21 protein-coding genes are annotated in these 20,116 nt (G+C 39.6%); 7 read left to right on the forward strand and 14 right to left on the reverse strand.

The window, feature by feature from the left end; all coding sequences use genetic code 11:
- Positions 1-4 precede the first annotated feature (4 nt).
- From M2R48_RS00625 to M2R48_RS00650, 6 genes are all read right to left on the reverse strand, one after another.
- Positions 5-481: a phosphatidylglycerophosphatase A gene (locus tag M2R48_RS00625; protein WP_016539097.1), complete on the reverse strand. Its 477-nt coding sequence runs from the start codon at positions 479-481 to the stop codon at positions 5-7.
- A 22-nt stretch (positions 482-503) separates the two neighbouring features.
- Positions 504-1,421, reverse strand: a complete 918-nt coding sequence (gene thiL, locus M2R48_RS00630; protein ID WP_262084789.1) for a thiamine-phosphate kinase — start codon at positions 1,419-1,421, stop codon at positions 504-506.
- Positions 1,422-1,432: 11 nt separating this feature from the next.
- Positions 1,433-1,882 carry a transcription antitermination factor NusB gene (gene nusB / locus M2R48_RS00635; RefSeq protein WP_004718751.1) on the reverse strand — a complete coding sequence of 150 codons (450 nt, stop codon included), beginning with the start codon at positions 1,880-1,882 and terminating at the stop codon, positions 1,433-1,435.
- 3 nt (positions 1,883-1,885) lie between these two features.
- Positions 1,886-2,356, reverse strand: a complete 471-nt coding sequence (gene ribE, locus M2R48_RS00640; protein ID WP_004718750.1) for a 6,7-dimethyl-8-ribityllumazine synthase — start codon at positions 2,354-2,356, stop codon at positions 1,886-1,888.
- 97 nt (positions 2,357-2,453) lie between these two features.
- Positions 2,454-3,575 (reverse strand): bifunctional 3,4-dihydroxy-2-butanone-4-phosphate synthase/GTP cyclohydrolase II, encoded by a 1,122-nt coding sequence (gene ribBA, locus M2R48_RS00645; protein ID WP_004818315.1) that lies wholly within the window; start codon positions 3,573-3,575, stop codon positions 2,454-2,456.
- 290 nt (positions 3,576-3,865) lie between these two features.
- A complete protein-coding gene (locus M2R48_RS00650; RefSeq protein ID WP_096732514.1) occupies positions 3,866-5,152 on the reverse strand; it encodes a hypothetical protein in 1,287 nt (428 codons plus the stop codon).
- A gap of 77 nt (positions 5,153-5,229) precedes the next feature.
- Between M2R48_RS00650 and serB the strand changes: the two genes are divergently transcribed.
- The 3 genes from serB (at position 5,230) to M2R48_RS00665 (ending at position 7,891) form a co-directional block, all read left to right on the forward strand.
- Positions 5,230-6,450 carry a phosphoserine phosphatase SerB gene (serB, locus tag M2R48_RS00655; protein WP_004718743.1) on the forward strand — a complete coding sequence of 407 codons (1,221 nt, stop codon included), beginning with the start codon at positions 5,230-5,232 and terminating at the stop codon, positions 6,448-6,450.
- A 430-nt stretch (positions 6,451-6,880) separates the two neighbouring features.
- Positions 6,881-7,195 carry a ciprofloxacin tolerance protein AciT gene (aciT, locus tag M2R48_RS00660; RefSeq protein ID WP_004818318.1) on the forward strand — a complete coding sequence of 105 codons (315 nt, stop codon included), beginning with the start codon at positions 6,881-6,883 and terminating at the stop codon, positions 7,193-7,195.
- Positions 7,196-7,411: 216 nt separating this feature from the next.
- Positions 7,412-7,891 (forward strand): SCP2 sterol-binding domain-containing protein, encoded by a 480-nt coding sequence (locus tag M2R48_RS00665; protein WP_004718739.1) that lies wholly within the window; start codon positions 7,412-7,414, stop codon positions 7,889-7,891.
- A gap of 94 nt (positions 7,892-7,985) precedes the next feature.
- On the opposite strand, the gene dtd is transcribed toward M2R48_RS00665, so the two are convergent.
- The gene (dtd, locus tag M2R48_RS00670; protein WP_262084790.1) at positions 7,986-8,426 is read right to left on the reverse strand and encodes a D-aminoacyl-tRNA deacylase; all 441 of its coding nucleotides are present in this window, start codon (positions 8,424-8,426) and stop codon (positions 7,986-7,988) included.
- Positions 8,427-8,705: 279 nt separating this feature from the next.
- Between dtd and pncB the strand changes: the two genes are divergently transcribed.
- The 3 genes from pncB to asd all read left to right on the forward strand — a co-directional run bounded on the left by pncB (position 8,706) and on the right by asd (position 11,721).
- A complete protein-coding gene (gene pncB / locus M2R48_RS00675) occupies positions 8,706-9,932 on the forward strand; it encodes a nicotinate phosphoribosyltransferase (protein ID WP_004718736.1) in 1,227 nt (408 codons plus the stop codon).
- A gap of 92 nt (positions 9,933-10,024) precedes the next feature.
- The gene (locus tag M2R48_RS00680; RefSeq protein ID WP_262084791.1) at positions 10,025-10,873 is read left to right on the forward strand and encodes a sulfurtransferase; all 849 of its coding nucleotides are present in this window, start codon (positions 10,025-10,027) and stop codon (positions 10,871-10,873) included.
- A complete protein-coding gene (asd, locus tag M2R48_RS00685) occupies positions 10,870-11,721 on the forward strand; it encodes an archaetidylserine decarboxylase (RefSeq protein WP_004818322.1) in 852 nt (283 codons plus the stop codon). Before M2R48_RS00680 ends, asd begins: the two co-directional genes overlap by 4 nt.
- 112 nt (positions 11,722-11,833) lie before the next feature.
- Here the strand turns inward: asd and M2R48_RS00690 are convergent, their stop codons facing one another.
- The 5 genes from M2R48_RS00690 to M2R48_RS00710 all read right to left on the reverse strand — a co-directional run bounded on the left by M2R48_RS00690 (position 11,834) and on the right by M2R48_RS00710 (position 16,158).
- Positions 11,834-12,232, reverse strand: a complete 399-nt coding sequence (locus M2R48_RS00690) for a hypothetical protein (protein ID WP_262084792.1) — start codon at positions 12,230-12,232, stop codon at positions 11,834-11,836.
- Positions 12,233-12,656: 424 nt separating this feature from the next.
- The gene (locus tag M2R48_RS00695; protein WP_239046680.1) at positions 12,657-13,091 is read right to left on the reverse strand and encodes a hypothetical protein; all 435 of its coding nucleotides are present in this window, start codon (positions 13,089-13,091) and stop codon (positions 12,657-12,659) included.
- Positions 13,092-13,115: 24 nt separating this feature from the next.
- Entirely contained in the window at positions 13,116-14,474 is a 1,359-nt protein-coding gene (phoR, locus tag M2R48_RS00700) for a phosphate regulon sensor histidine kinase PhoR (RefSeq protein WP_262084793.1), read from the reverse strand.
- A gap of 25 nt (positions 14,475-14,499) precedes the next feature.
- A complete protein-coding gene (gene phoB / locus M2R48_RS00705) occupies positions 14,500-15,210 on the reverse strand; it encodes a phosphate regulon transcriptional regulator PhoB (protein ID WP_004718724.1) in 711 nt (236 codons plus the stop codon).
- 273 nt (positions 15,211-15,483) lie between these two features.
- Entirely contained in the window at positions 15,484-16,158 is a 675-nt protein-coding gene (locus M2R48_RS00710; RefSeq protein WP_004718721.1) for a TetR/AcrR family transcriptional regulator, read from the reverse strand.
- 212 nt (positions 16,159-16,370) lie between these two features.
- Here M2R48_RS00710 and M2R48_RS00715 point away from each other — a divergent pair, with 212 nt between their 5' ends.
- Positions 16,371-17,216, forward strand: a complete 846-nt coding sequence (locus tag M2R48_RS00715) for an SDR family NAD(P)-dependent oxidoreductase (protein ID WP_004818325.1) — start codon at positions 16,371-16,373, stop codon at positions 17,214-17,216.
- A gap of 94 nt (positions 17,217-17,310) precedes the next feature.
- Here M2R48_RS00715 and M2R48_RS00720 read toward each other — a convergent pair whose 3' ends face one another.
- Both M2R48_RS00720 and M2R48_RS00725 read right to left on the reverse strand, forming a co-directional pair.
- A complete protein-coding gene (locus tag M2R48_RS00720) occupies positions 17,311-18,678 on the reverse strand; it encodes an MATE family efflux transporter (RefSeq protein WP_004718718.1) in 1,368 nt (455 codons plus the stop codon).
- A 127-nt stretch (positions 18,679-18,805) separates the two neighbouring features.
- Positions 18,806-19,960, reverse strand: coding sequence for a methionine aminotransferase (locus tag M2R48_RS00725; RefSeq protein WP_262084794.1), 1,155 nt, complete (start codon positions 19,958-19,960; stop codon positions 18,806-18,808).
- Between the last annotated feature and the right edge of the window lie 156 nt (positions 19,961-20,116).

The raw sequence follows: 20,116 nt of genomic DNA on the forward strand, positions 1-20,116 counted from the left end.
TGGCTTAAGCCATTTTAAAATATAAATAAATCACGATACATATTGCTGCCCAGAGGCCTGCAATAATATCGTCAAGCATGATCCCAAAGCCACCATCAACTTTTTGGTCAATGACACGAATAGGCCATGGTTTCCAGACATCAAATAAACGGAACAGTGCAAATCCAACCAGTGCCCAAATCCAATTCATTTGCCCTAAATAAATCAAAGGCAGGAAGGTGATTGATTGCCCAGCAAATTCATCCCAAACAATACGCCCATCATCATGTACATGGATAATCTCTGCGGTTTTCCCACAAATCCAAATACCGACCAATGACATGATTATGATGGCCAATATGGAGCCATAAAAACCAATTGCAAGCCAAATCGGAATAAACAAAAGCGCAAATGCTGAGCCAAATGTACCTGGTGCTTTAGGCGCTAAGCCTGAACCAAAGCCCACACCGCAGAACACAATAAAGCGTTCAGCCCATGTCATATTTATAAAGACAATCGGAGGTTTATGCAAAGTGTTGGTACCCTTGAAGTTGAAGTGGATGGTCTAAGCCATCTTTCTCAAATACAATCCCAGATTTTTGTGTAACTTGGCCGATGATTGTAGTGGTTACATTTGGTTTTAATTGCAAAAGTTTAGCATAATTTTGCATAGTTATTGTAAAGCATAACTCATAATCATCTCCGCCTGCTAAAGCATATTTCCATTGCTCATTGTCGCTGAGTTGCCTTAAAGCTGACTGAATCGGGAGTTGATTTAAATTTATTTTTGCACCGACACCAGAGGCGTTTAAGATATGCCCGAGATCTTGAGCAAGCCCATCTGAAACATCAATCATACTGGACGCCAAGTCTTTTAACATCACGCCTAGTTCACAGCGCGGTGTTGGGTAATCTAAACGTTGTTGTAGGGGATGTCCTAAATGTTTTAGCCCAAAAGCGGCATCACCAATCGAGCCACTGACTACAATTAAATCATCGACTTGTGCACCAGAACGGGTAACGGCTTTGCCTGTTTCAATCCAGCCGAGTGCAGTGACGGTAATAGTGAGATGTGGGCTTTGCGTGGTATCACCACCAATTAAACGTACGCCAAATTGATCGCAACAATCATATAAACCCTGACTAAATTGTTTTAGCCAGTCATGATCAATTTGGGATAGGCTCAATGCGAGTAAAATACTGTGGGGTTTTGCACCCATTGCAGCAATATCTGAAAGATTGACAGCAACAGATTTCCAGCCAATGGCATGTGGAGAGGTTTCTAAGGGAAAATGTCGACCAGCGACAAGGGTATCTGTGCAAATCACCAATTGATGATTCAAAGGTGAGGAGAGCAGAGCTGAGTCGTCACCGACGCCTAAATCAACATCAGTTTGCTGCTGACGATTGAAATAGGTCTCAATAATTGAAAACTCAGCCATGTAAAAACAACTTATTTGCTTTGTTGCTTTTCTGCTTCACGCAGGCTTGTTGCTAAACGATCTAATACACCATTGATGTATTTATGACTGTCAGCACCACCAAAGTGTTTTGCCAGCTCAATGGCTTCATCGAGCACAACTCGATAAGGGACTTCAAGATGGTCTTTGAGTTCGTATGCACCTAAACGTAATGTAGCAAGTTCTACACCGTCTAATGCACTTAGTTCACGATCCAGAACAGGAACAAGTAAAGCATCCAATGCTTCATGGTTTGCGATCACGGCTGTGAGCAACTCATGATAATAGCCGAGATCCACTTTATGCATTGCGTTTTCAACACGGGTACGTGCTTCAATTTCATGCACTGGGTTGTGGCTCATTTGCCATTCATAAATCCCTTGTACAGCAAAGCGACGTGCTTTACGTTTTGCTGCATAAGTAGCTTGGAGTGTTTGCGACATGCTTTAAATTGCCTTTAACAGGTTAACCATTTCAATAGCAGTAAGGGCAGCTTCACCACCTTTATTACCTGCTTTTGTACCAGAGCGTTCAATCGCCTGTTCAATACTGTCCGTAGTCAATACACCATTGATCACAGGTAGGCCAGTATCTAAACCAACTACACCTAAACCTTTGGCACATTCACCTGCAACGAAGTCGAAATGTGGCGTACTACCACGAATCACTGCGCCAAGTGCGATCACTGCATCGAATTTACCAGAAGCTGCTAATTTTTTAGCCACAACTGGAAGTTCCCATGCGCCCGGTGCATGAACGACAGTGATATTATCGTCGCTTACACCATGACGATGCAATGTATCAATTGCACCTTCTAATAAATGTTCAACAACAAAGCTGTTAAAACGACCAACTAAAATCGCGTAACGGTCTTCGCTCGCGAGATGTAATAAACCTTCAATTCGGCGAATCGCCATGGCAACCTCGATAATTTAACAGATAAGTGGTTGTACCGACTGCTTTTATTTCCCGACTAAAAACCTAATTGAGCAATAAATGCAGTCTGATTAAAAATTATTGACCAGTTTTTTGGTCAGCAGTGATGTATTCCACCACTTCTAAATTAAAGCCTGATAATGCATTGAAACGTAATGGTGAGCTAAGAAGTTTCATCTTTTCAACACCGAGATCACGTAAAATTTGTGCACCAACACCAATCGTTTGGTATTGCTGTGAAAGTGCAGCATTTGATTTTGTTGGTTTTGGCTTACCAAGTTCTGCCAAAGCAGGGCCTAAGTCAGATAGATGACGTTGACCAATCCAGACCAAAACCCCTCGATCACTGTCGGCAATCGTTTTGAGTGCTTTATCAAGGTTCCAAGCAGGCTCACCATCTTTTTTATTGAGTTTCAATAAATCACGTACAGGATTGAAACCATGTACACGGACAGTCGTCACTCCTTGTTTTGGTTCCCCTTTGACTAAAGCCAAATGAATGTCTGGATTACCAATTTCACGGTAACGGTATAAATCAAAGGTACCGTATTCAGTATCTATACTTTGTTGATCCAAACGTTCTACGGTTTGTTCATTGGTCATACGATAATGAATCAGATCAGCAATTGTACCAATTTTTAAGCCATGTTTCTCAGCAAATACTTCAAGATCTGGACGACGTGCCATCGTGCCATCTTCATTGATAATTTCACAAATCACAGATGCCGGCTCTAAGCCCGCTAAACGAGATAAGTCACAGCCAGCTTCAGTATGTCCAGCACGGTGTAATACACCACCTGGTTGTGCCATCAATGGGAAGATATGTCCAGGTTGTACAATATCAGCAGGTTTGGCATGTGCTGCAACTGCAGTTTGAATGGTATGGGCACGTTCTGCTGCAGAAATACCAGTGGTAATACCATTTGCAGCTTCAATAGAAAGCGTGAAATTTGTACTGTGTTGTGCACCATTATGGTCGACCATTAATGGTAGATCGAGTTGCTTACAGCGGTCACGACTCAGTGTTAGGCATACAAGACCACGAGCATGGGTGATCATAAAGTTGATGTCTTCAGGGCGTACGTGTGTTGCAGCAATGACTAAATCGCCTTCATTTTCACGATCTTCGTCATCCATCAGGATAACCATTTTACCTGCACGGATATCTGCTACAAGCTCTTCAACAGTATTGAGCGGCATCAACCTTCACCTTTTTGTTCTGTCGTATGACATTTTCATTGAGTACATTCGGAGCATAGTCTAACGTGTTTTCACGTATTTTGCCTATGCTTATCATCTTCCTTTGAGATAGATAGTTATACACAAGCTTGTAGGGCAATGAAAAGAGAAGAAAATTGATTTATCGTGATTTAGTATAAAGATCAGACACTCATTTCGAAAAAAATAAGATTAACTTATCGGAAATTGAGCGTAATAAAAGAAAAACCCTCGCACTTTAAAAAAGAGGAGGGTTAATAGATGGTAAATACTTAATTCTCTGAGATTGCTTCAGAATTCGGTGTATTTTTCTTACCTTTTAAAATCTCAGTACGAATATTTTGTGCAAGTTCAGCACAGTCATTATTCATACCATTGATCATAAATGAGTGACGGGTCAACACATTGGTTGGATTTGGTAAGGCAACCAATTGATAACAATCACCAATATGCTTGAGTTGATCATTGCTTAAATACAATGCCATTTCTTTGGCAATTAAATGATTCACCAAGCGCTCAGCCGCTTGAGATGCATCAAGTTGCATCGCTTCTACTGAGGTGGTAACCGCACAACGTGTCTGTAACACAAAGCGTTTGTCTTCACGGTAACGTTTATACAGAACTTCCGACAATAATTGAAATACCGAACCAACCATTAATATAGATTGTGCTGCATTGGGTTTTTCAGCATCAATACTCAGGATTGCACCATTCTGATTAAATTCTTGATGAATGGTGAAATCTTTTGCATTCAATTTGAAATGCTGTGCGCAAAGTTCAATACTTTTATTCAGAAAAATCTGACATAAATTAAAATAAGGCAGTGAAACCGACTGGTTGACTGTATTCATCAGTTGTTTTGGATCATAGTACTGAATATTCAGCGCCAAAATCTCTTGGTCATTTTCCAGTGTTGTGGTTACAGGCGTTTTGGGTTCAGGTTTTGCTTTGGCTTGCGCTTGTTGTTGAGCTTGGGCAATCGCAATCGTGCGGTTGGCTTTCTCAGCTTCAAGTGCTTCAGTCAGTTGTTGAATCTCGTGTTTTAAACGGGCTTCATTGTTGATGCGAGCCAAAAATTCACTGCGCGTTGGGCGAGCGATGGCGCGGTAGGCCAACCATAAGAAGGTATGAATCAATAAGGACACTAAAATAGCCAGCCATTGGGTCCGTAAAATTTCACCAATACTTGGCTTGATCAAGGTAATTTCAATAGTGCCGACTTTTTTCTCGTTCTGTAATGCATCACGAACAAAAACTTCACCTTGACGCGTTTTTGCCATACCACTGGTTGCCAGTACTTGTTTTTTAGCATCCAGTATTCGAATCGAAGCCACACTTGGATTGGTCGCATAGCGATTTGCCAACAGCGCCAATGACACCGTATTTGCGGGTTCGAGTTCAGATAGGCTGTCCGTGACCAATTGGCTGGTCATGAGTTGGCCTTGGCTGGCACGGTTTTCATTCAACTGATGTGTTGTTGCAACTACCAATAAAAAGGTATGAAATGCAAAACTTACAATAAGTAGGCTAGCAAATAGCCCTTGTCTTGGCGCATTCAACGTAAACTTCCAAAGCAAAAAATTTCGATTTCGATTATGATTCTTCCAATTGTTGTAGCTCAGACCCGAGTCAATTCATGCGAGAAATCATTCTTATTTCATTTTTAGGACCTGACCAACCCAATCAGTTTACTCGATTAATGCAAGTGTTGTCCGTACATTCTTTGCAAATATTAGATGTAGGACAGGCGGTCATCCATAATCAATTGACTTTAGGTATTGTAGTGTCGTCAAACGATCAAACTGCAACAGCTTTAGCCATGAAAGACATCCTTATTTTAGCACATGATATTGGTTTAACTGTTCGTTTTAAGCCGATTTCAGGCGCAGAATATGACCAATGGGTGAGTGAAGGTGGGCGCACACGTTATATCGTGACCGCTTTAGCACCAGAGCTCACAGCCGAACATCTGCAAGCGGTAACCAATATTGTTTCAAGTCAAGGTTTTAACATTGAAACAGTGACGCGCTTGTCGGGGCGTCCCGAGCGTAATGGACACCAAGATGGGCTGAAACGTTCATGTGTTCAATTCGGTTTGAGTGGGCAAATGCTGGATGCACAGGCGATGCGAGCCGCATGTTTACGGCTTTCTGCTGAATTAAATATTGATGTCGCGGTGCAGGAAGACAATGCCTATCGCCGTAATCGTCGCTTAGTCTGCTTCGACATGGACTCGACTTTGATTGAGCAAGAAGTGATTGATGAACTTGCTAAAGAAGCAGGGGTGGGCGATAAAGTCGCTGAAATTACTGAACGTGCAATGCAAGGGGAGTTGGATTTTCAACAAAGTTTCCGTGCACGCGTTGCTTTACTTAAAGGCCTTGATGCCACAGTATTGCCTCAAATTGCTGAACGACTAACCGTGACAGAAGGTGCCGAGCGGTTAATCTCGACACTAAAATCACTAGGTTATAAAACTGCGATTTTATCTGGTGGTTTTCAGTACTTTGCTGAATATCTACAAGAAAAATTGGGCATTGATGAAGTGCATGCCAATATCCTCGATGTTGAAAATGGAGTCGTGACAGGTGAGGTTAAAGGCCATATCGTTGATGGAGCGCGCAAGGCGTATTTGTTAACTGAGTTGGCTGGGAAAATGGGGATTTCACCTGAGCAAGCGATTGCGGTTGGAGATGGTGCAAACGATTTGCCGATGCTTTCAATTGCAGGGCTCGGAGTCGCATTCCGTGCGAAACCTGTGGTTCGTCAAAATGCCAATCAAGCCATTTCAAGTGTAGGCCTAGATGGTGTGCTTTATCTTTTAGGCGTGCATGATAAAGATTTGTCCCGTGCTTAAATGACATGGGTTATATTGCAGAATCATGACAAATAGCGACTTTAAGTCGCTATTTTTTATTTGAAAATGAATCACTTTGCTGCCATTCGCGCTCAATAAAACAGCTTGATAAAAATATTCGTTTTAGAACTTAAAAAAAGTTTTTCAGGGATTAAAAGCTGTGTGTATTTTTTTGTAATGACACTGCATGATTGATGGTAATTAGTTTGTGAGAAAAACAGGATTCTTAAAAAATGTAATGACAAATGAATGTTGCGACAAAGTGTGTCGTTTAACCAGAAAACAGCGCTTTCCTTCTCTTAAAAACTATACATAATGCAAAGCATAAGCTTCTATAAGGTGATTTAAGAAAAATTATAAAGCTTGAAATTGTTGTGAAACACCTATTTAAACGGTTTTTTTATAAGGCATCATTTTGACGGAGGTTGTTATGGTATCAACAACATTTGCAACATTGATTGGATTCGGTCTAATTGCTGCAGCGTTGGCTACCGTTTTCTTTTCCCCTTATCGTCATTGGTTAGGGTTTATGTTTGCAGGCATGATCTTCTGGGGCACCTTGGAAGCAATGCGTTATAGTGTACAGAACATCTTTGATATTTCGGTCGCATATAGCTATTTAACCGCGATTATGTTGGCGATGTCTGCATTGATTGCTCTTTTATTGCGTGAAGACAGTCGTGCACAAAAAGCATTGGCAAATCGCCAATATATTGAACATACCCCAGTCTATGAAGATGAATAAGTTTTGAGTGAAAACTTCAGTCAATATGAACGCTAAGATAACAATAGTGACTTTAATTACACGAAAAAAATCAATTTAGACATTCCAAGGTATATCATAATGGTATACCTTTTTTTCAGTTTATACTTTGCTCTGAAAGCCATGTCTACGCAATGACAAGTTATGTTAGGATGAGCAAATTCGAATCTAATTTAAAAAACAACAGGCTTAAATGTCATGAAACTTTCTGCAATTCCAGTTGTGAAGTTACCAATCGTTGATGCAAGTACAGATCCACTGGATTTGCTTGTATTGGGTTTAGCACTTCGTATGAAACAATTGGCTCGTACCAGTCCAAAATTTATTGAATTGACCCATGACCGTCAGTTCCGTATTCAGATTGGTACTGACTTGGGCGTGGCACGCCAAATTATTGTGAACAATGGTCAAATTGATACAGTTTCAGGTGCTGAACAAAAAGCTGATTTTGTTTTACAGTTTGCTGACAGTGAGCAAGGTGTAAAAACTTTGGTAAAAGGCGATCCAACGGCTTTTATGACGGGTATGCAAAACGGCAGCATCAAAATGGAAGGCGATTTCAGTTTGTTGGTCTGGTTTAACCAAGTGGCTAAACTGATTCCACCAAAAGTTCCAAAACCAGTGAAAGATAAAATTAAATTGGCACGCCAATTCTTAAAAGAGAAGATTGGACGCTAAGCGAATCGAAAATCTTAAAAAGCCCGATCTGATCGGGCTTTTTAAGATTTAAACATTGGCATTAAGCTCAAAATTTTGATTATTCAGCTTTTAATTATTCAACTTCTAAGTTAAAGGTCACAGGCCCATCATTGACCAAATGCACTTTCATATCCGCTGCGAAAATACCCGTCTCAACATTTTTAAATTGTGATCGAGCATAATCAACCAATTGTTGATACAGTGCCTGGGCTTCAGTGGGCGGCATGGCTGGCCCAAAGTCTGGACGCAAGCCTTTTTGCGTTTGTGCCATTAAGGTGAATTGAGAAACCAATAAAATCCCGCCATTGGCTTGGCTGACGTTCCAGCCCATTTTGCCTTGCTCATCATCAAAGAAACGATATTTCAAAATTTTATCAATTAATTTTTGACCTTTTTCAAAATTATCATCCTTCGCTAAGCCTAGAAAAACCAAAATTCCTTTTTGAATTTCTCCCGTGGTTTCACCATCAACAACAACTTTGGCTTCTAACACTCTTTGTAATAATGCGCGCATATAAACAATAAGACTAAAATACGATAGTGCTATTCTAACAGGGAAAACCCTGTAAGTTGATGCGAGTAAGCCATTGCTGAAAAGTTGAAAATATTGATAAGCTTTTGAATAAAAATAGAATTTATAAAATTATCATATGAGTAGATAAATTGAAAAAATAATTCTGCTGAGATTTCTGTTGAGCTTAACTGAAAATATAGTTCATCACTTATAAATGATTACGTTATCTCAGTGAAAAATATGCTTTAATAAAAACAGCATAGCGAAATTAAAATAGATATGGCGCCAATCATCCAATCCTTGCTCGATACAGATTTATATAAATTTACCATGTTACAAGTGGTGCTACATAAATTTCCTCAAACGCACAGTGTGTATCATTTTCGCTGTCGTAATCTGGATGCTACGGTTTATCCCCTGACAGATATTCTGGATGATTTGAACGAGCAGCTCGATCATCTCTGCTTACTCAAATTCCAAGAAGATGAATTGCAATATTTACGCAGTATGCGTTTTATCAAAAGTGATTTTGTCGACTATTTAGAATTATTCCAACTCAAACGCCGTTTTATTAAAGCGGGTATTGATGAACAAGGCCGTTTAGACATTTGGGTTGAAGGCCCAATGGTTCAAGCGATGATGTTTGAAATTTTTGTTCTGGCGATTGTCAATGAACTCTATTTTAGCCGGATTCGTAATGATGACATTTATGTTGAAGGTGAACGTCGTCTACAAGCCAAAGTTGAATTATTAAAGAAATTTGAACAACAACAAGGCACTCAAGCTCCCCCATTTTTAGTCTCAGATTTTGGTACTCGTCGTCGTTATAGTCTAGATTGGCAAAGACATGTGATTCAGACTTTCCATGCAGCTGTACCCAATGTGTTTAGAGGTACCAGTAATGTGCTCTTGGCAAAGGAATTAAATATTCATCCCATTGGAACCATGGCGCATGAGTTTCTACAAGCATTCCAAGCGCTAGATGTCCGTTTAAGAGATTTTCAAAAAGCTGCTTTAGAAACCTGGGTACAAGAGTATCGTGGTGATCTGGGCATTGCCTTGACCGATGTGGTCGGTATGGATGCATTCTTACAAGATTTTGATTTGTATTTTGCCAAGTTATTCGATGGTTTACGTCATGACAGTGGTGACCCATTTGAATGGGGCGATAAAGCTTATCAACACTATCGAAAACTGAAAATTGATACCAAAACCAAGATGCTAACCTTTAGTGATGGATTAGACATTGAGCGTGCGTGGGCGTTATATCAATACTTTAAAGATCGTTTTCAAGTCAGTTTTGGTATTGGTACCAATTTGACCAATGATATGGGGCAAACGCCACTCAATATTGTGTTAAAACTGGTGGAGTGTAATGGTCAATCTGTGGCAAAAATTTCAGATAGCCCCGGAAAAACCATGACGGATAACGATACTTTCTTGGCTTACTTACGACAGGTCTTTGAAATACCTGAAGTTGTCGAAGCAGTGAAAATTGATATCTGAATTTTTGCTAAAAGAATGTGAAAAATCAGCATATTGGTAAAAAACACTGTGCTAAGATCATTTGTGCTCAAGGTCTTAAAATAGAAAAACGTATGACTACATCAGCCTTTAACTTCGAATTACTCATAGAAGCAGAACAACTTGTGCCATTTTTAGGGCATGACAAAATTCGTATTGTCGATCTAAGTCGTAGCTCTGTGTATGATCAATTACATATTCCACATGCCTTACATGTTAAACCACGACTGTTGGTTCGACAGGAAGAACAAGCTTCAGGGTTATTGCCCGATGAGGACGGTTTAAAAGCGCTGATTGAGTATTTAAACATCTCTCCCGAACATCATGTTGTAGTCTACGATGATGAAGGTGGTGCTTGGGCTGGGCGTTTGATTTGGAATTTACATTGCCTTGGTTTTTATAATACTAGCCTCCTCAATGGCGGAATTCATGCATGGTTGGCAGCAGGCTATCCGACTTCGGCTGAAGCAGAAAGTTTTAGCAAAGTTGAACCCTTAGTTACCGTCAATTTACAACATCTTGATCAACACCGAATTGAATATGCCAAACTGTTGCAAAAGGTTGAACAGCAAGCGATTCAAGTTTGGGATTGTCGAACTTCAGAAGAATATACGGGACAGCGTTTAGCAGCGCGACGCGGCGGTCACATTCCAAGTGCACAACATTTTGAATGGAGTACTGCAATTAATCGTCAAAATCATTTAAAATTGCATCCTCTAGAACGCACGCAACAACGTCTAGAACAATTAGGCTTTCAATTTGACCAGCCTGTGGTGGTGTATTGTCAGTCACATCATCGTTCTGGTCTGGCTTATATCTTGGGTCGGTTATTGGATTGGAATATTCAAGCCTATGATGGTGCGTGGAGCGAGTGGGGCAATCGCCTCGATAGTCCAATTATTACTGGAGAATCACCTGCGTGAGTCTTACATCAACGTTAAAAAAACAAATTTTTATCCAAGCACAAAAAGTCATTCCGCAACAGCAACTCAGCCGTGTTGTTGGTAAAGTTGCAGCCAGTGAAAATCCAATTGTTAAAAATTTAGCGATTCAAGCATTTAAAGCACAGTACGGGATAGACCTTTCTATTGCTGAGCAAAGTGATGCTTTAAAATATAAATCATTCAATGAATTTTTTACCCGTGCTTTAAAAGACGGTGTCCGAGAAATTGACACAGATCAGACCAGTATTGTCTCTCCGGCAGATGGTGCAATTTCTCAGTTGGGTAAAATTAAAGATGGTGATGTATTTCAAGCCAAAGGCCAAAGTTTTTCTGTAGACAAATTGATTGGCGATCCGCAATTGGCTGCACCATTTATCAATGGTGAATTTGCCACGGTTTATTTGTCACCACGTGATTATCACCGTGTCCATATGCCATTTGCAGGAACGTTGACCGAAACCTTGTATATCCCAGGTGAGTTATTTTCTGTAAACCAAACGACAGCAGAGAATATTCCAGGTTTATTTGCGCGTAATGAGCGTATGGTATGTTTGTTTGATACCGAATTAGGACGTATGGCGGTTGTTCTGGTGGGTGCAATGATCGTGGCAGGAATTGAAACTGTGGCGACTGGCAAAGTAAAACCAACAGGGCGTTTAGAGTTAAACCAGCATGATTTAGCCTTAGAAAAGGGTGCTGAGCTTGGACGTTTTTATTTAGGTTCAACCGCAGTTGTATTGTTTGAACAGAATAAAATCACTTGGGATGAACAGTTTAAAGCCAATTCTATTGTGGTGATGGGTGAAGCTTTAGGGCATCAAATATAATAGAGATCAATGGATTGTTATATTTTACAAATGGTTGATTGAGTTTGACTCTGTATCACTTTGAGTAACAGAGTCAAGTTCACAAAGCCGAATAAGATTTGATGTAAGCCAGTTATAAGCGGTTCTTTTCAGCCTTAAAAGAAACGACTTTCCATTCAGAGACTCGTCCGTCTTGTCCAAATTTAATCTTCCATTCCTTCCACCAGATATTGGAATAACTACACATATATTGGATCACAACACCTGGATTCATTTCTTGTCCACATTGTTCGGTTGTTATTCCCATATCGGAACGTATCCAATAAAAAAATAATTGCCCTCCATCCTTGTCAACGCCAGTCGTATAAGGCTTTCCCCATACTGGTCCGTATTTTCCTTCACGAGTGGTATTCATCATCTCATTTGCAGTTTTCCCTGTTAGATTGTTGTAAGAGAGTTTTGCCATGGTCGTGTCACAGCCACTTAGTAATAATCCTAAAACAGCTGCAATAGAAAATTTATATTTATTCATTGTAATGTCCATTTTTGATGTGTTGATATTTATGAATAGATTTTTATAAAAATAGCCGATGATAAAATAACGCTTAAAATCAGATATATTTCTCAATATATTTCACTAGTGTGACTTGGTCAACATTAATATAAGTAGGATTTATTTTTATAATCTAAAGTCATTTATTCAACTTGATCTCGAATTTTATTATGAAGACATACAGCACACGTCTAAGAATAGATTTTCGTTATGGCATAAGTGCTTTTTGAGGAAAACGATTTTAAAAGTTGGACATCGATTTTTTAGTATTAATTTCCAAATATACTTTTGCCGAGTCAAAGCATCTTTCCAATGGTAAATACACAAGCAGTGTGAGCTATTTGGTGGTTCTTTCTATGTAATAGCAACCTGATAAAATGTGCGGCTAAGTCTGGAATAGATTTTAGATTAATTTCGATGCATTGAAATAAGACAGCTTTAAAGCTTGTGCATCTGCTAAAGCATTGTGTGGGTTTTCAGAGGCAACATGGGTTTCGATTGGATCCTGCATCCATAACTGCATGGTCAGCGGAGGTGTTCGGATACATTTTCCTGCAGAAAGTACCAGACTACGGGTAAACAAGGCAAAGTCTTCTGGCCAATCTGCCACAATTTCAAGACTAGAATATTGAGATAAATAAAGCTGTAAGTGACTTTGAAATTGCGCTAATGAAATTGGTTTTTGATTTAAACGAGGCATGACATGGTCTTTAACCCAAGTAATTGGGTCAGCGCATTCTAAAACTTCATAAAAATGTTGATTATTCTCGTCAACCAATGCCAGCGAAATTAATTCACCACCAAAGCCATTAAATTCACAATCTAGAAATAGTTTCATTCGAATTAATCAAAAAATCAAATATTAACCTGCAAAATCAAGGCGCTCTTTGGGGAAAACCACTCTAAAAATAGACCCCCGATTTTCTTTAGAATCAATTTCTAAATACGCATTATGTTGCATTAAAACATGCTTCACAATGGCAAGCCCTAAACCTGTTCCACCCGTTTGGCGGCTTCGTGCGCTGTCTACGCGATAAAAGCGTTCGGTTAAACGTGGAATATGTTTTGGGTCAATCCCGATCCCGGTATCTTCAACAGTGAAATAACCATGTTCACTGTCATCATGCCAGCCGATTGTAACAGTGCCACCTTTAGGGGTGTATTTAATCGCATTGGTGATTAAATTACTAAACGCACTGGCAAGCTCTGCATCAGAACCAATTAAGTCACAATGACTGTCGATATCTAAATTTAAAGTATGGCCATAATCGACATTGTAGGCTTGGGCATCATCAAAAAGTTGATTCATCAAATTCGGCATATCGATGATTTGATTTTTTGCGACCTGTTTATTGCCTTCCAAACGTGAAAGCAAGAGTAAGTCATTGACCAAGGCATTCATTCGACGTGTTTGCGATTGCATCTGTTCAAAGGCACGTTTCCAGCGCGGATTTAAATCTTCTTGGTCGGTAAAAGTTTCGATATAGCCACTGAGTACAGTCAGCGGGGTACGAAGTTCATGTGAAATATTGTCGACAAAGTCTTTGCGCATTTGTTCCAGATTATGTACACGTGTGACATCGTAAGCGACGAGCAAACGGCTTTCACTACCAAAACGTGTTAGTTTAATCTGTACATAATGCTCTTCATAAACCGAAGATTTTATTTTAATGCCATCTGGAGATTGGTCGATATTATTAAAATATTCAATAAAGCTCGGCTGGCGAATAATGGTCAAGATATTACGACCACGATCTAGCGGTTGAATGCCCAACAGTCTTTCCGCAGCAGGATTCCACCATTCAATTTGATGTAATTCATCTGTTAAAACCACAGCTTCGGCTAAAGCAATCAGTGAGGATTGTGCACGGTCAATCAGTCCGACCATTTCAGCTTGAACAACCCGTTCTTGGCGTTGTGCACGATAAACATTAAAAAGTAGCGCACCCCAGATACCTTCTAGATTGGGTGGAGAATCGTAAGGACGATTCGAAATCCACTCATTGACCAAGTATAAAGAGCGTAATTGAAACAGAAAAAAAACAGCAAAACCGATGGTAATACAAATCCAAAAATACCCTATCCCTAAACCAATAAATCCGCCAATGATGAGTAAAAAACCAAGCAGGCGTAAATCTTGTTTTGCAAATTCCCACAAGCTACTGTAACGGAATTTTTTATGTTCTCGTGCAAGATCTGGGACGGGGTAGGGTTCATACATAGAAATTTATTTACCTTGAGAATGCTTAACCTAAAGCAACATCTGCACGGGTAGAGAAGCGATAACCCGTTCCACGTACAGTTTGTACGTAGCGATCAGCACCATAAGGTTCAAGCACTTTACGTAAGCGACGGATGTGTACATCTATGGTACGGTCTTCAATATACACGTTACCACCCCAGACCTGATCAAGTAACTGGGCACGTGTATAAGCACGTTCAGGATGTGTCATAAAGAATGCCAATAAGCGATATTCTGTTGGACCCATTTCTAAAATATTATCACTAAAACTGACACGTTGGCTTACTGGATCAAGTATTAATCCATTGGCATCAATGGTTTTTTCACCACTGAGAGCATTGGCACGACGAAGGACAGCTTTAATACGCGAAACCAATTCACGGGTAGAGAATGGTTTGGTCATATAGTCGTCTGCACCAGCATCAAGACCTTGAACTTTATGGTCTTCTTCGCCACGTGCTGTCAACATGATGACTGGAATTTCTGCCAAGTTTTCATCACGTTTTAAGCGACGACATAAGTCTACACCGCTCACACCGCCAGGCATCATCCAATCGAGTAAAATCAAAGATGGTCGTTGGTCAACAATCATTTGATGGGCTTGTTTTGCATCTTCAGCTTGCAGGCATTGAAAACCTGCCATATCCAATGAGGTATGAATCATTTCTCGAATCGGAAGTTCGTCATCGACGATTAATATATAGTCATCTTTCACAACGCAATATCCTATGTATGAACGGTGTACCGTCTTTTATTTATGACAGGCTTATTACAAAGATTAATTATGACAGTATCATTGCAAAAAGAAGATGTTGACGAATTTTTGCAAAAAAATGTGACAAATAATCGTCGATATGATGAATAATCCATGACATTTTTAAATAAATGTTCCATTTTGAGAAAAGAAATTTATTTCAACTGAACATAAAAATACGCTATTTGATAGTTTTATGACGATTTTATGACAGGATTGTTCAGGCTAAAAAGCTTATTTAGATGAAAATGAATCAATCAGCGATATAAATACAATTTCACATGCTGAGACAATTTCTTCAAGCGATTGTTTGAATCCACCCATGACCCAGCGCACCGCAATTTGAGTCACATAGCCATTTAAACCTGTGGCAACCAAGGAAATTTCTTGTTCACTGCGTTCAATATGCGGCATCATCAGGGTGACAAAGGAGTGAATTAATCGGTCAAAACGGCCCATCGTTTCATGGATCGTGGCATGATTATGCAGTTCTTGAACCAGCATGGCATCGATATAAATAATACGCGCCACACGTGGATCATTTTTTAACATGGTAAAGATTGCAGTTAAGCCACCACGAATCATATTTTTAGGATCAGGTGCTGCTTGCATGACGCCTTGCATCACGGTTTGCTGTAATTGTTCAATTAGTTGTAGAAAGATGACTTGGAACAGTTCTTCACTTTTTTTGAAGGACTCATAAAAATAACGTTCAGTCAGCTTGGCTTCATTACAAATATCTTTGACGGTGACAGAAAAAAAGCCATGCGTACCATAAGCTTCAATCCCTGCTTCGATCAGCTTTTCTCGACGTGCAAGTTTCCGCTCAGATAAGGACATGCCTTTAAATTGACGCTCTTTAGCAGCTTTATTTATAGTTTTCTTTTCAGTGGAAAGTGGTTCATTCATTGTAAAAAATTACTCGTGTCATATTTGATTGTCACAAAGAAGCGCTTATTTTAGCAATAAAAGCCATTGAAACCTATTCTAGAATTTTTGTATAAAAAAACATCGGCTAAATCATAATATAATATTGACAATAATGATTGTCAAAATTATATTGAGCAAGTGAGCTGCACATCACTCTGAATGCTTTGTGCGGGTTTAAAAAAGGATAGACAATGAAAAATTTTAAAAACAAAGTCGCTGCAATTACTGGTGCTGGCTCTGGTATGGGACAACAACTTGCTATTTTATTGGCAAAAGCAGGTTGTCATTTATCCATTAGTGATGTGAATGAAAAAGGTTTAGCTGAAACCGTGGAACTGGTTAAACCGTATAATGTTCGTGTGACCTCAAAGAAAGTGAACGTTGCCAAAGTTGAAGAAATGCGAGCTTGGGCTGCGGACACGGTGCAAAATCATGGCTCTGTAAACATGATTTTTAACAATGCTGGTGTAGCTTTAGGTTCTACGGTAGAAGGTGCATCTTATGACGAACTAGAATGGATCATGGATATCAATTTCTGGGGCGTTGTATACGGAACAAAAGAATTTTTACCTTATATCAAGAAAACAGGTGATGGGCATATCATCAACATTTCGAGCTTGTTTGGTTTAACCGCGCAACCGACCCAGTCTGCATATAATGCATCTAAATTTGCAGTACGTGGTTTTACTGAATCATTACGTCAAGAATTAGATATCGAAAAGTGTGGTGTTTCGGCACTATGTGTCCATCCAGGCGGCATTCGTACCAATATTGCAAATGATGCGCGTATGAATGACAGTTTACGTTCTTTAGGAATGAACCCTGACAAATCAGCAAAAGCATTTAATAAACTATTACGTATGCCACCAGAAGATGCTGCTCAACAAATGTTGGATGCTGTACTAAAAGACAAACGTCGTTTACTTATTGGAAATGATGCAAAAACCTTAGATTTAATTCAGCGTATTTTACCGACTGGATATCAAAAAATTACAGGTTTTGCGACCAAGTTTAGTAAAAAGCTAGAACCAAAATAATTGATTTATAAAATGAAAAAACCGTCAAGCTGACGGTTTTTCATTTTAGGTATTGTGAAATTATGCGCTGAATAAGAACTCAATATCCATTCATTTAAATCAAGATCTCAATGGTTTTCTTTTTCCAAACAAATTGATAATACAAACCTTGCATTAAGCATAAGCTGAAAAAGGTCAGTGCAAGCGCATACCAAATGCCTTGTAAACCAAACCACTGACTAAATAAATAAGCACATGGAACTTCAATAAGCAGGATGGATAAAATATTAAAAATCATAGGAACAGTTACAGTTCCGCTGGCCCGCATGATCGAGGCAAAAATTGCACTTGCACCAAAAAATATAATCGACCACAGCACGATAAATAGTAATTGTTGACCCAATTCAATCACTGATGGATCTGTAATAAACAACGCCATCAAATATTTTGAACAAATATAGGCCAAGAGTACCAATGAACCTGTAATCACAATATTACTCAGCAGCGCCGTTCGCGTCACTTTTGCCAACAGCTCAGATTTCCCAGCACCAATCGCTTGAGCGGCAAAGATGGAACCCGCAATGGCAATCGACAATGCAGGGAATTGGATATAGTTGAGCACTTGGTTGACTGCACCATATGCCGCTGTTGCATGTGCACCATGTTGGTTAACCAGTCCAATCACCACCAGACCTGCGACCGAGTTGGTCACCATTTGAATACCTGTCGGCACGCCCAAACGCAAAATACTGCGACTAAATTGTGGGTGATAGCGGATATGCTGGATTAACGCTGAATCTGGTCTTAAAGCATGATCTTTTTTATTCAAATAGATATAGAGAAAAGCTAAGGTCGAAATAAAGCCTAAGCCACTGGCAATTGCTGGAGCAATAATGCCAAGCTTAGGTAGACCAAAGTAACCGCCAATCAAGGCTGGGGTTACAATGACGCCCACAATGATCGTCAGACTTGATGCCATCAATGGTGTAGTACTGTCACCCACACCACGTAAAATAGAGGTGTAGGTGATATAGATGAATAGAAAAGGGCTACTCATTAACATCCATTGAACATAGGGCAGTGCAAGATGCATGATTTTGGGATCTATACCCAAAAGCAATAGAATTTCTTTGGCAAAAAATACCCCTAAAAAGGCAATGATTGATCCACCAATCAGGGTCATAAATAACAATGCGCCAACAATGGTACGCACTTTTTCGATATCTTTGGCGCCCCACGCTTGTCCAACCAAAACAGTTGCGCCTGTAGATAGACCAATCACAAAAGCCAGCAATAAAAATAGAATCGGGAAAAATACCGAAATTGCGGCAATCGCTTCTACACCGAGCATCTGTCCAACAAAAATGGTATTAATTGTTCCAGACAGATTTTGCAGAATATTGGTTAGAATCAGTGGGCCAAGGAAGATTAAAAAAACCTTCCAGAATTTGGGTTGGTGAAGCATATCGGGACGAGCTGGCATCTTTTATTCTACTGTCTATTTCGAGTGTCTTTATCTTATTGATAATATAACAAACGCTGAGTAAAAAGCCTGAGTATTTGAGTAACTCAGGCTTTAATTTTATAGAGATGATCTGTATGGATCGGGATTAAATTTGATTTAAAATTTCACAGGCCTGAATCAAAGTTTGTTCCTTTTTAGCAAAACAAAAACGCACTAAACGTAAGTTTTTAGGGGCTTGCTTATAAAAAACAGAAACTGGAATCGCCACAATTTTATGTTCTTCCGCTAAGAATTTACACATCTCTACATCATTTAAATCTGGGCGAATTTGGCTGTAGTCAACATTTTGAAAGAATGTGCCTTGAGAGGGGATTAAACTGAATTTTGAATCCGCAATACCTGAAATAAACAGGTCACGCTTTTGCTGATAAAAGCTTGATAAACCATCAATATGTTCAGGGTGCTGTTGCATAAAATTGGCAAGTGCCACTTGTACAGGGGTTACCCCACAGAAGTTGGCAAATTGATAAATTTGACGAAATACTTTCATGAGCTCTGGTGTTGCAATGCAATAACCTGTTTTCCAACCTGTTACATGAAAGGTTTTACCAAAAGAACCGACTACAAAACTACGCTCTCTAAGTTCTGGAAATGATAATGCTGAATAATGTTTTTCGCCGTCATAAATCAGATGCTCATAGACTTCGTCTGAAAGCACAACAATATTTTTATCTTGAATCAGTTCAATTAAATTTAGCCAGTCTTGTTTAGACCAAATCGCCCCAGTTGGATTGTGTGGGGTATTTACAATCACCATACGGGTTTTATCGGTAATCGCAGATTTGACTTGATTCCAATCCACAGAAAACTCAGGTGCATTGAGCGGGATATGAATAGCTTTACCACCGACCAATTGCACGCTTGGTGCATAGCTGTCATAGCTTGGATCAAAAATAATCACTTCATCGTCTTGATGGATGATGGCTTGTATTACGCTAAAAATCCCTATTGTTGCCCCAGGAGTGATGGTGATTTCTGTGACTGGATCAAGTTGTAATTGATCACGTTTTAAAAATAGTTGCGCTAGTTGTTCTCTTAGCGATAATAAACCATCGCCAGCAGCGTATTGGTTAAAACCATCTAATGTGGCTTGGCTCAGTGCTTGTAGCAAAGCTGGTGGTGCATCAAAGTCTGGAAAACCTTGAGATAAGTTAAGGGCGTTAAGACGATGTGCCATAGCGGTCATGATGCTAAAAATGGTGACGCCTTGTGCAGGAAGTTTGGAGTGGATTTCGATCATGACCAGACTGATTTTATAAATGCATTGGTGGCAGTTTAGCAGGTCGTTTTAAGGAGCTGAATAGGATTAAGTAATCTATTGGTTAGGGGGCGATGGGTGTTCAAGATCAATAAAGTTGTGTTTCATACAGGTGGTAATGTTTTGTTACACAATATA

Origin of the sequence: Acinetobacter sp. I-MWF, assembly GCF_025433935.1 — a bacterium.
Lineage (GTDB): Bacteria > Pseudomonadota > Gammaproteobacteria > Pseudomonadales > Moraxellaceae > Acinetobacter > Acinetobacter guillouiae.

Bases quoted from the DNA above. Each gene is read 5' to 3' on its own strand.
- M2R48_RS00625 (WP_016539097.1), bottom strand. From the start codon at position 481: ATGACATGGGCTGAACGCTTTATTGTGTTCTGCGGTGTGGGCTTTGGT.
- thiL (WP_262084789.1), bottom strand. From the start codon at position 1,421: ATGGCTGAGTTTTCAATTATTGAGACCTATTTCAATCGTCAGCAGCAA.
- nusB (WP_004718751.1), bottom strand. From the start codon at position 1,882: ATGTCGCAAACACTCCAAGCTACTTATGCAGCAAAACGTAAAGCACGT.
- ribE (WP_004718750.1), bottom strand. From the start codon at position 2,356: ATGGCGATTCGCCGAATTGAAGGTTTATTACATCTCGCGAGCGAAGAC.
- ribBA (WP_004818315.1), bottom strand. From the start codon at position 3,575: ATGCCGCTCAATACTGTTGAAGAGCTTGTAGCAGATATCCGTGCAGGT.
- serB (WP_004718743.1), top strand. From the start codon at position 5,230: ATGCGAGAAATCATTCTTATTTCATTTTTAGGACCTGACCAACCCAAT.
- aciT (WP_004818318.1), top strand. From the start codon at position 6,881: ATGGTATCAACAACATTTGCAACATTGATTGGATTCGGTCTAATTGCT.
- M2R48_RS00665 (WP_004718739.1), top strand. From the start codon at position 7,412: ATGAAACTTTCTGCAATTCCAGTTGTGAAGTTACCAATCGTTGATGCA.
- dtd (WP_262084790.1), bottom strand. From the start codon at position 8,426: ATGCGCGCATTATTACAAAGAGTGTTAGAAGCCAAAGTTGTTGTTGAT.
- pncB (WP_004718736.1), top strand. From the start codon at position 8,706: ATGGCGCCAATCATCCAATCCTTGCTCGATACAGATTTATATAAATTT.
- M2R48_RS00680 (WP_262084791.1), top strand. From the start codon at position 10,025: ATGACTACATCAGCCTTTAACTTCGAATTACTCATAGAAGCAGAACAA.
- M2R48_RS00690 (WP_262084792.1), bottom strand. From the start codon at position 12,232: ATGAATAAATATAAATTTTCTATTGCAGCTGTTTTAGGATTATTACTA.
- M2R48_RS00695 (WP_239046680.1), bottom strand. From the start codon at position 13,091: ATGAAACTATTTCTAGATTGTGAATTTAATGGCTTTGGTGGTGAATTA.
- phoR (WP_262084793.1), bottom strand. From the start codon at position 14,474: ATGTATGAACCCTACCCCGTCCCAGATCTTGCACGAGAACATAAAAAA.
- M2R48_RS00710 (WP_004718721.1), bottom strand. From the start codon at position 16,158: ATGAATGAACCACTTTCCACTGAAAAGAAAACTATAAATAAAGCTGCT.
- M2R48_RS00715 (WP_004818325.1), top strand. From the start codon at position 16,371: ATGAAAAATTTTAAAAACAAAGTCGCTGCAATTACTGGTGCTGGCTCT.
- M2R48_RS00720 (WP_004718718.1), bottom strand. From the start codon at position 18,678: ATGCCAGCTCGTCCCGATATGCTTCACCAACCCAAATTCTGGAAGGTT.
- M2R48_RS00725 (WP_262084794.1), bottom strand. From the start codon at position 19,960: ATGATCGAAATCCACTCCAAACTTCCTGCACAAGGCGTCACCATTTTT.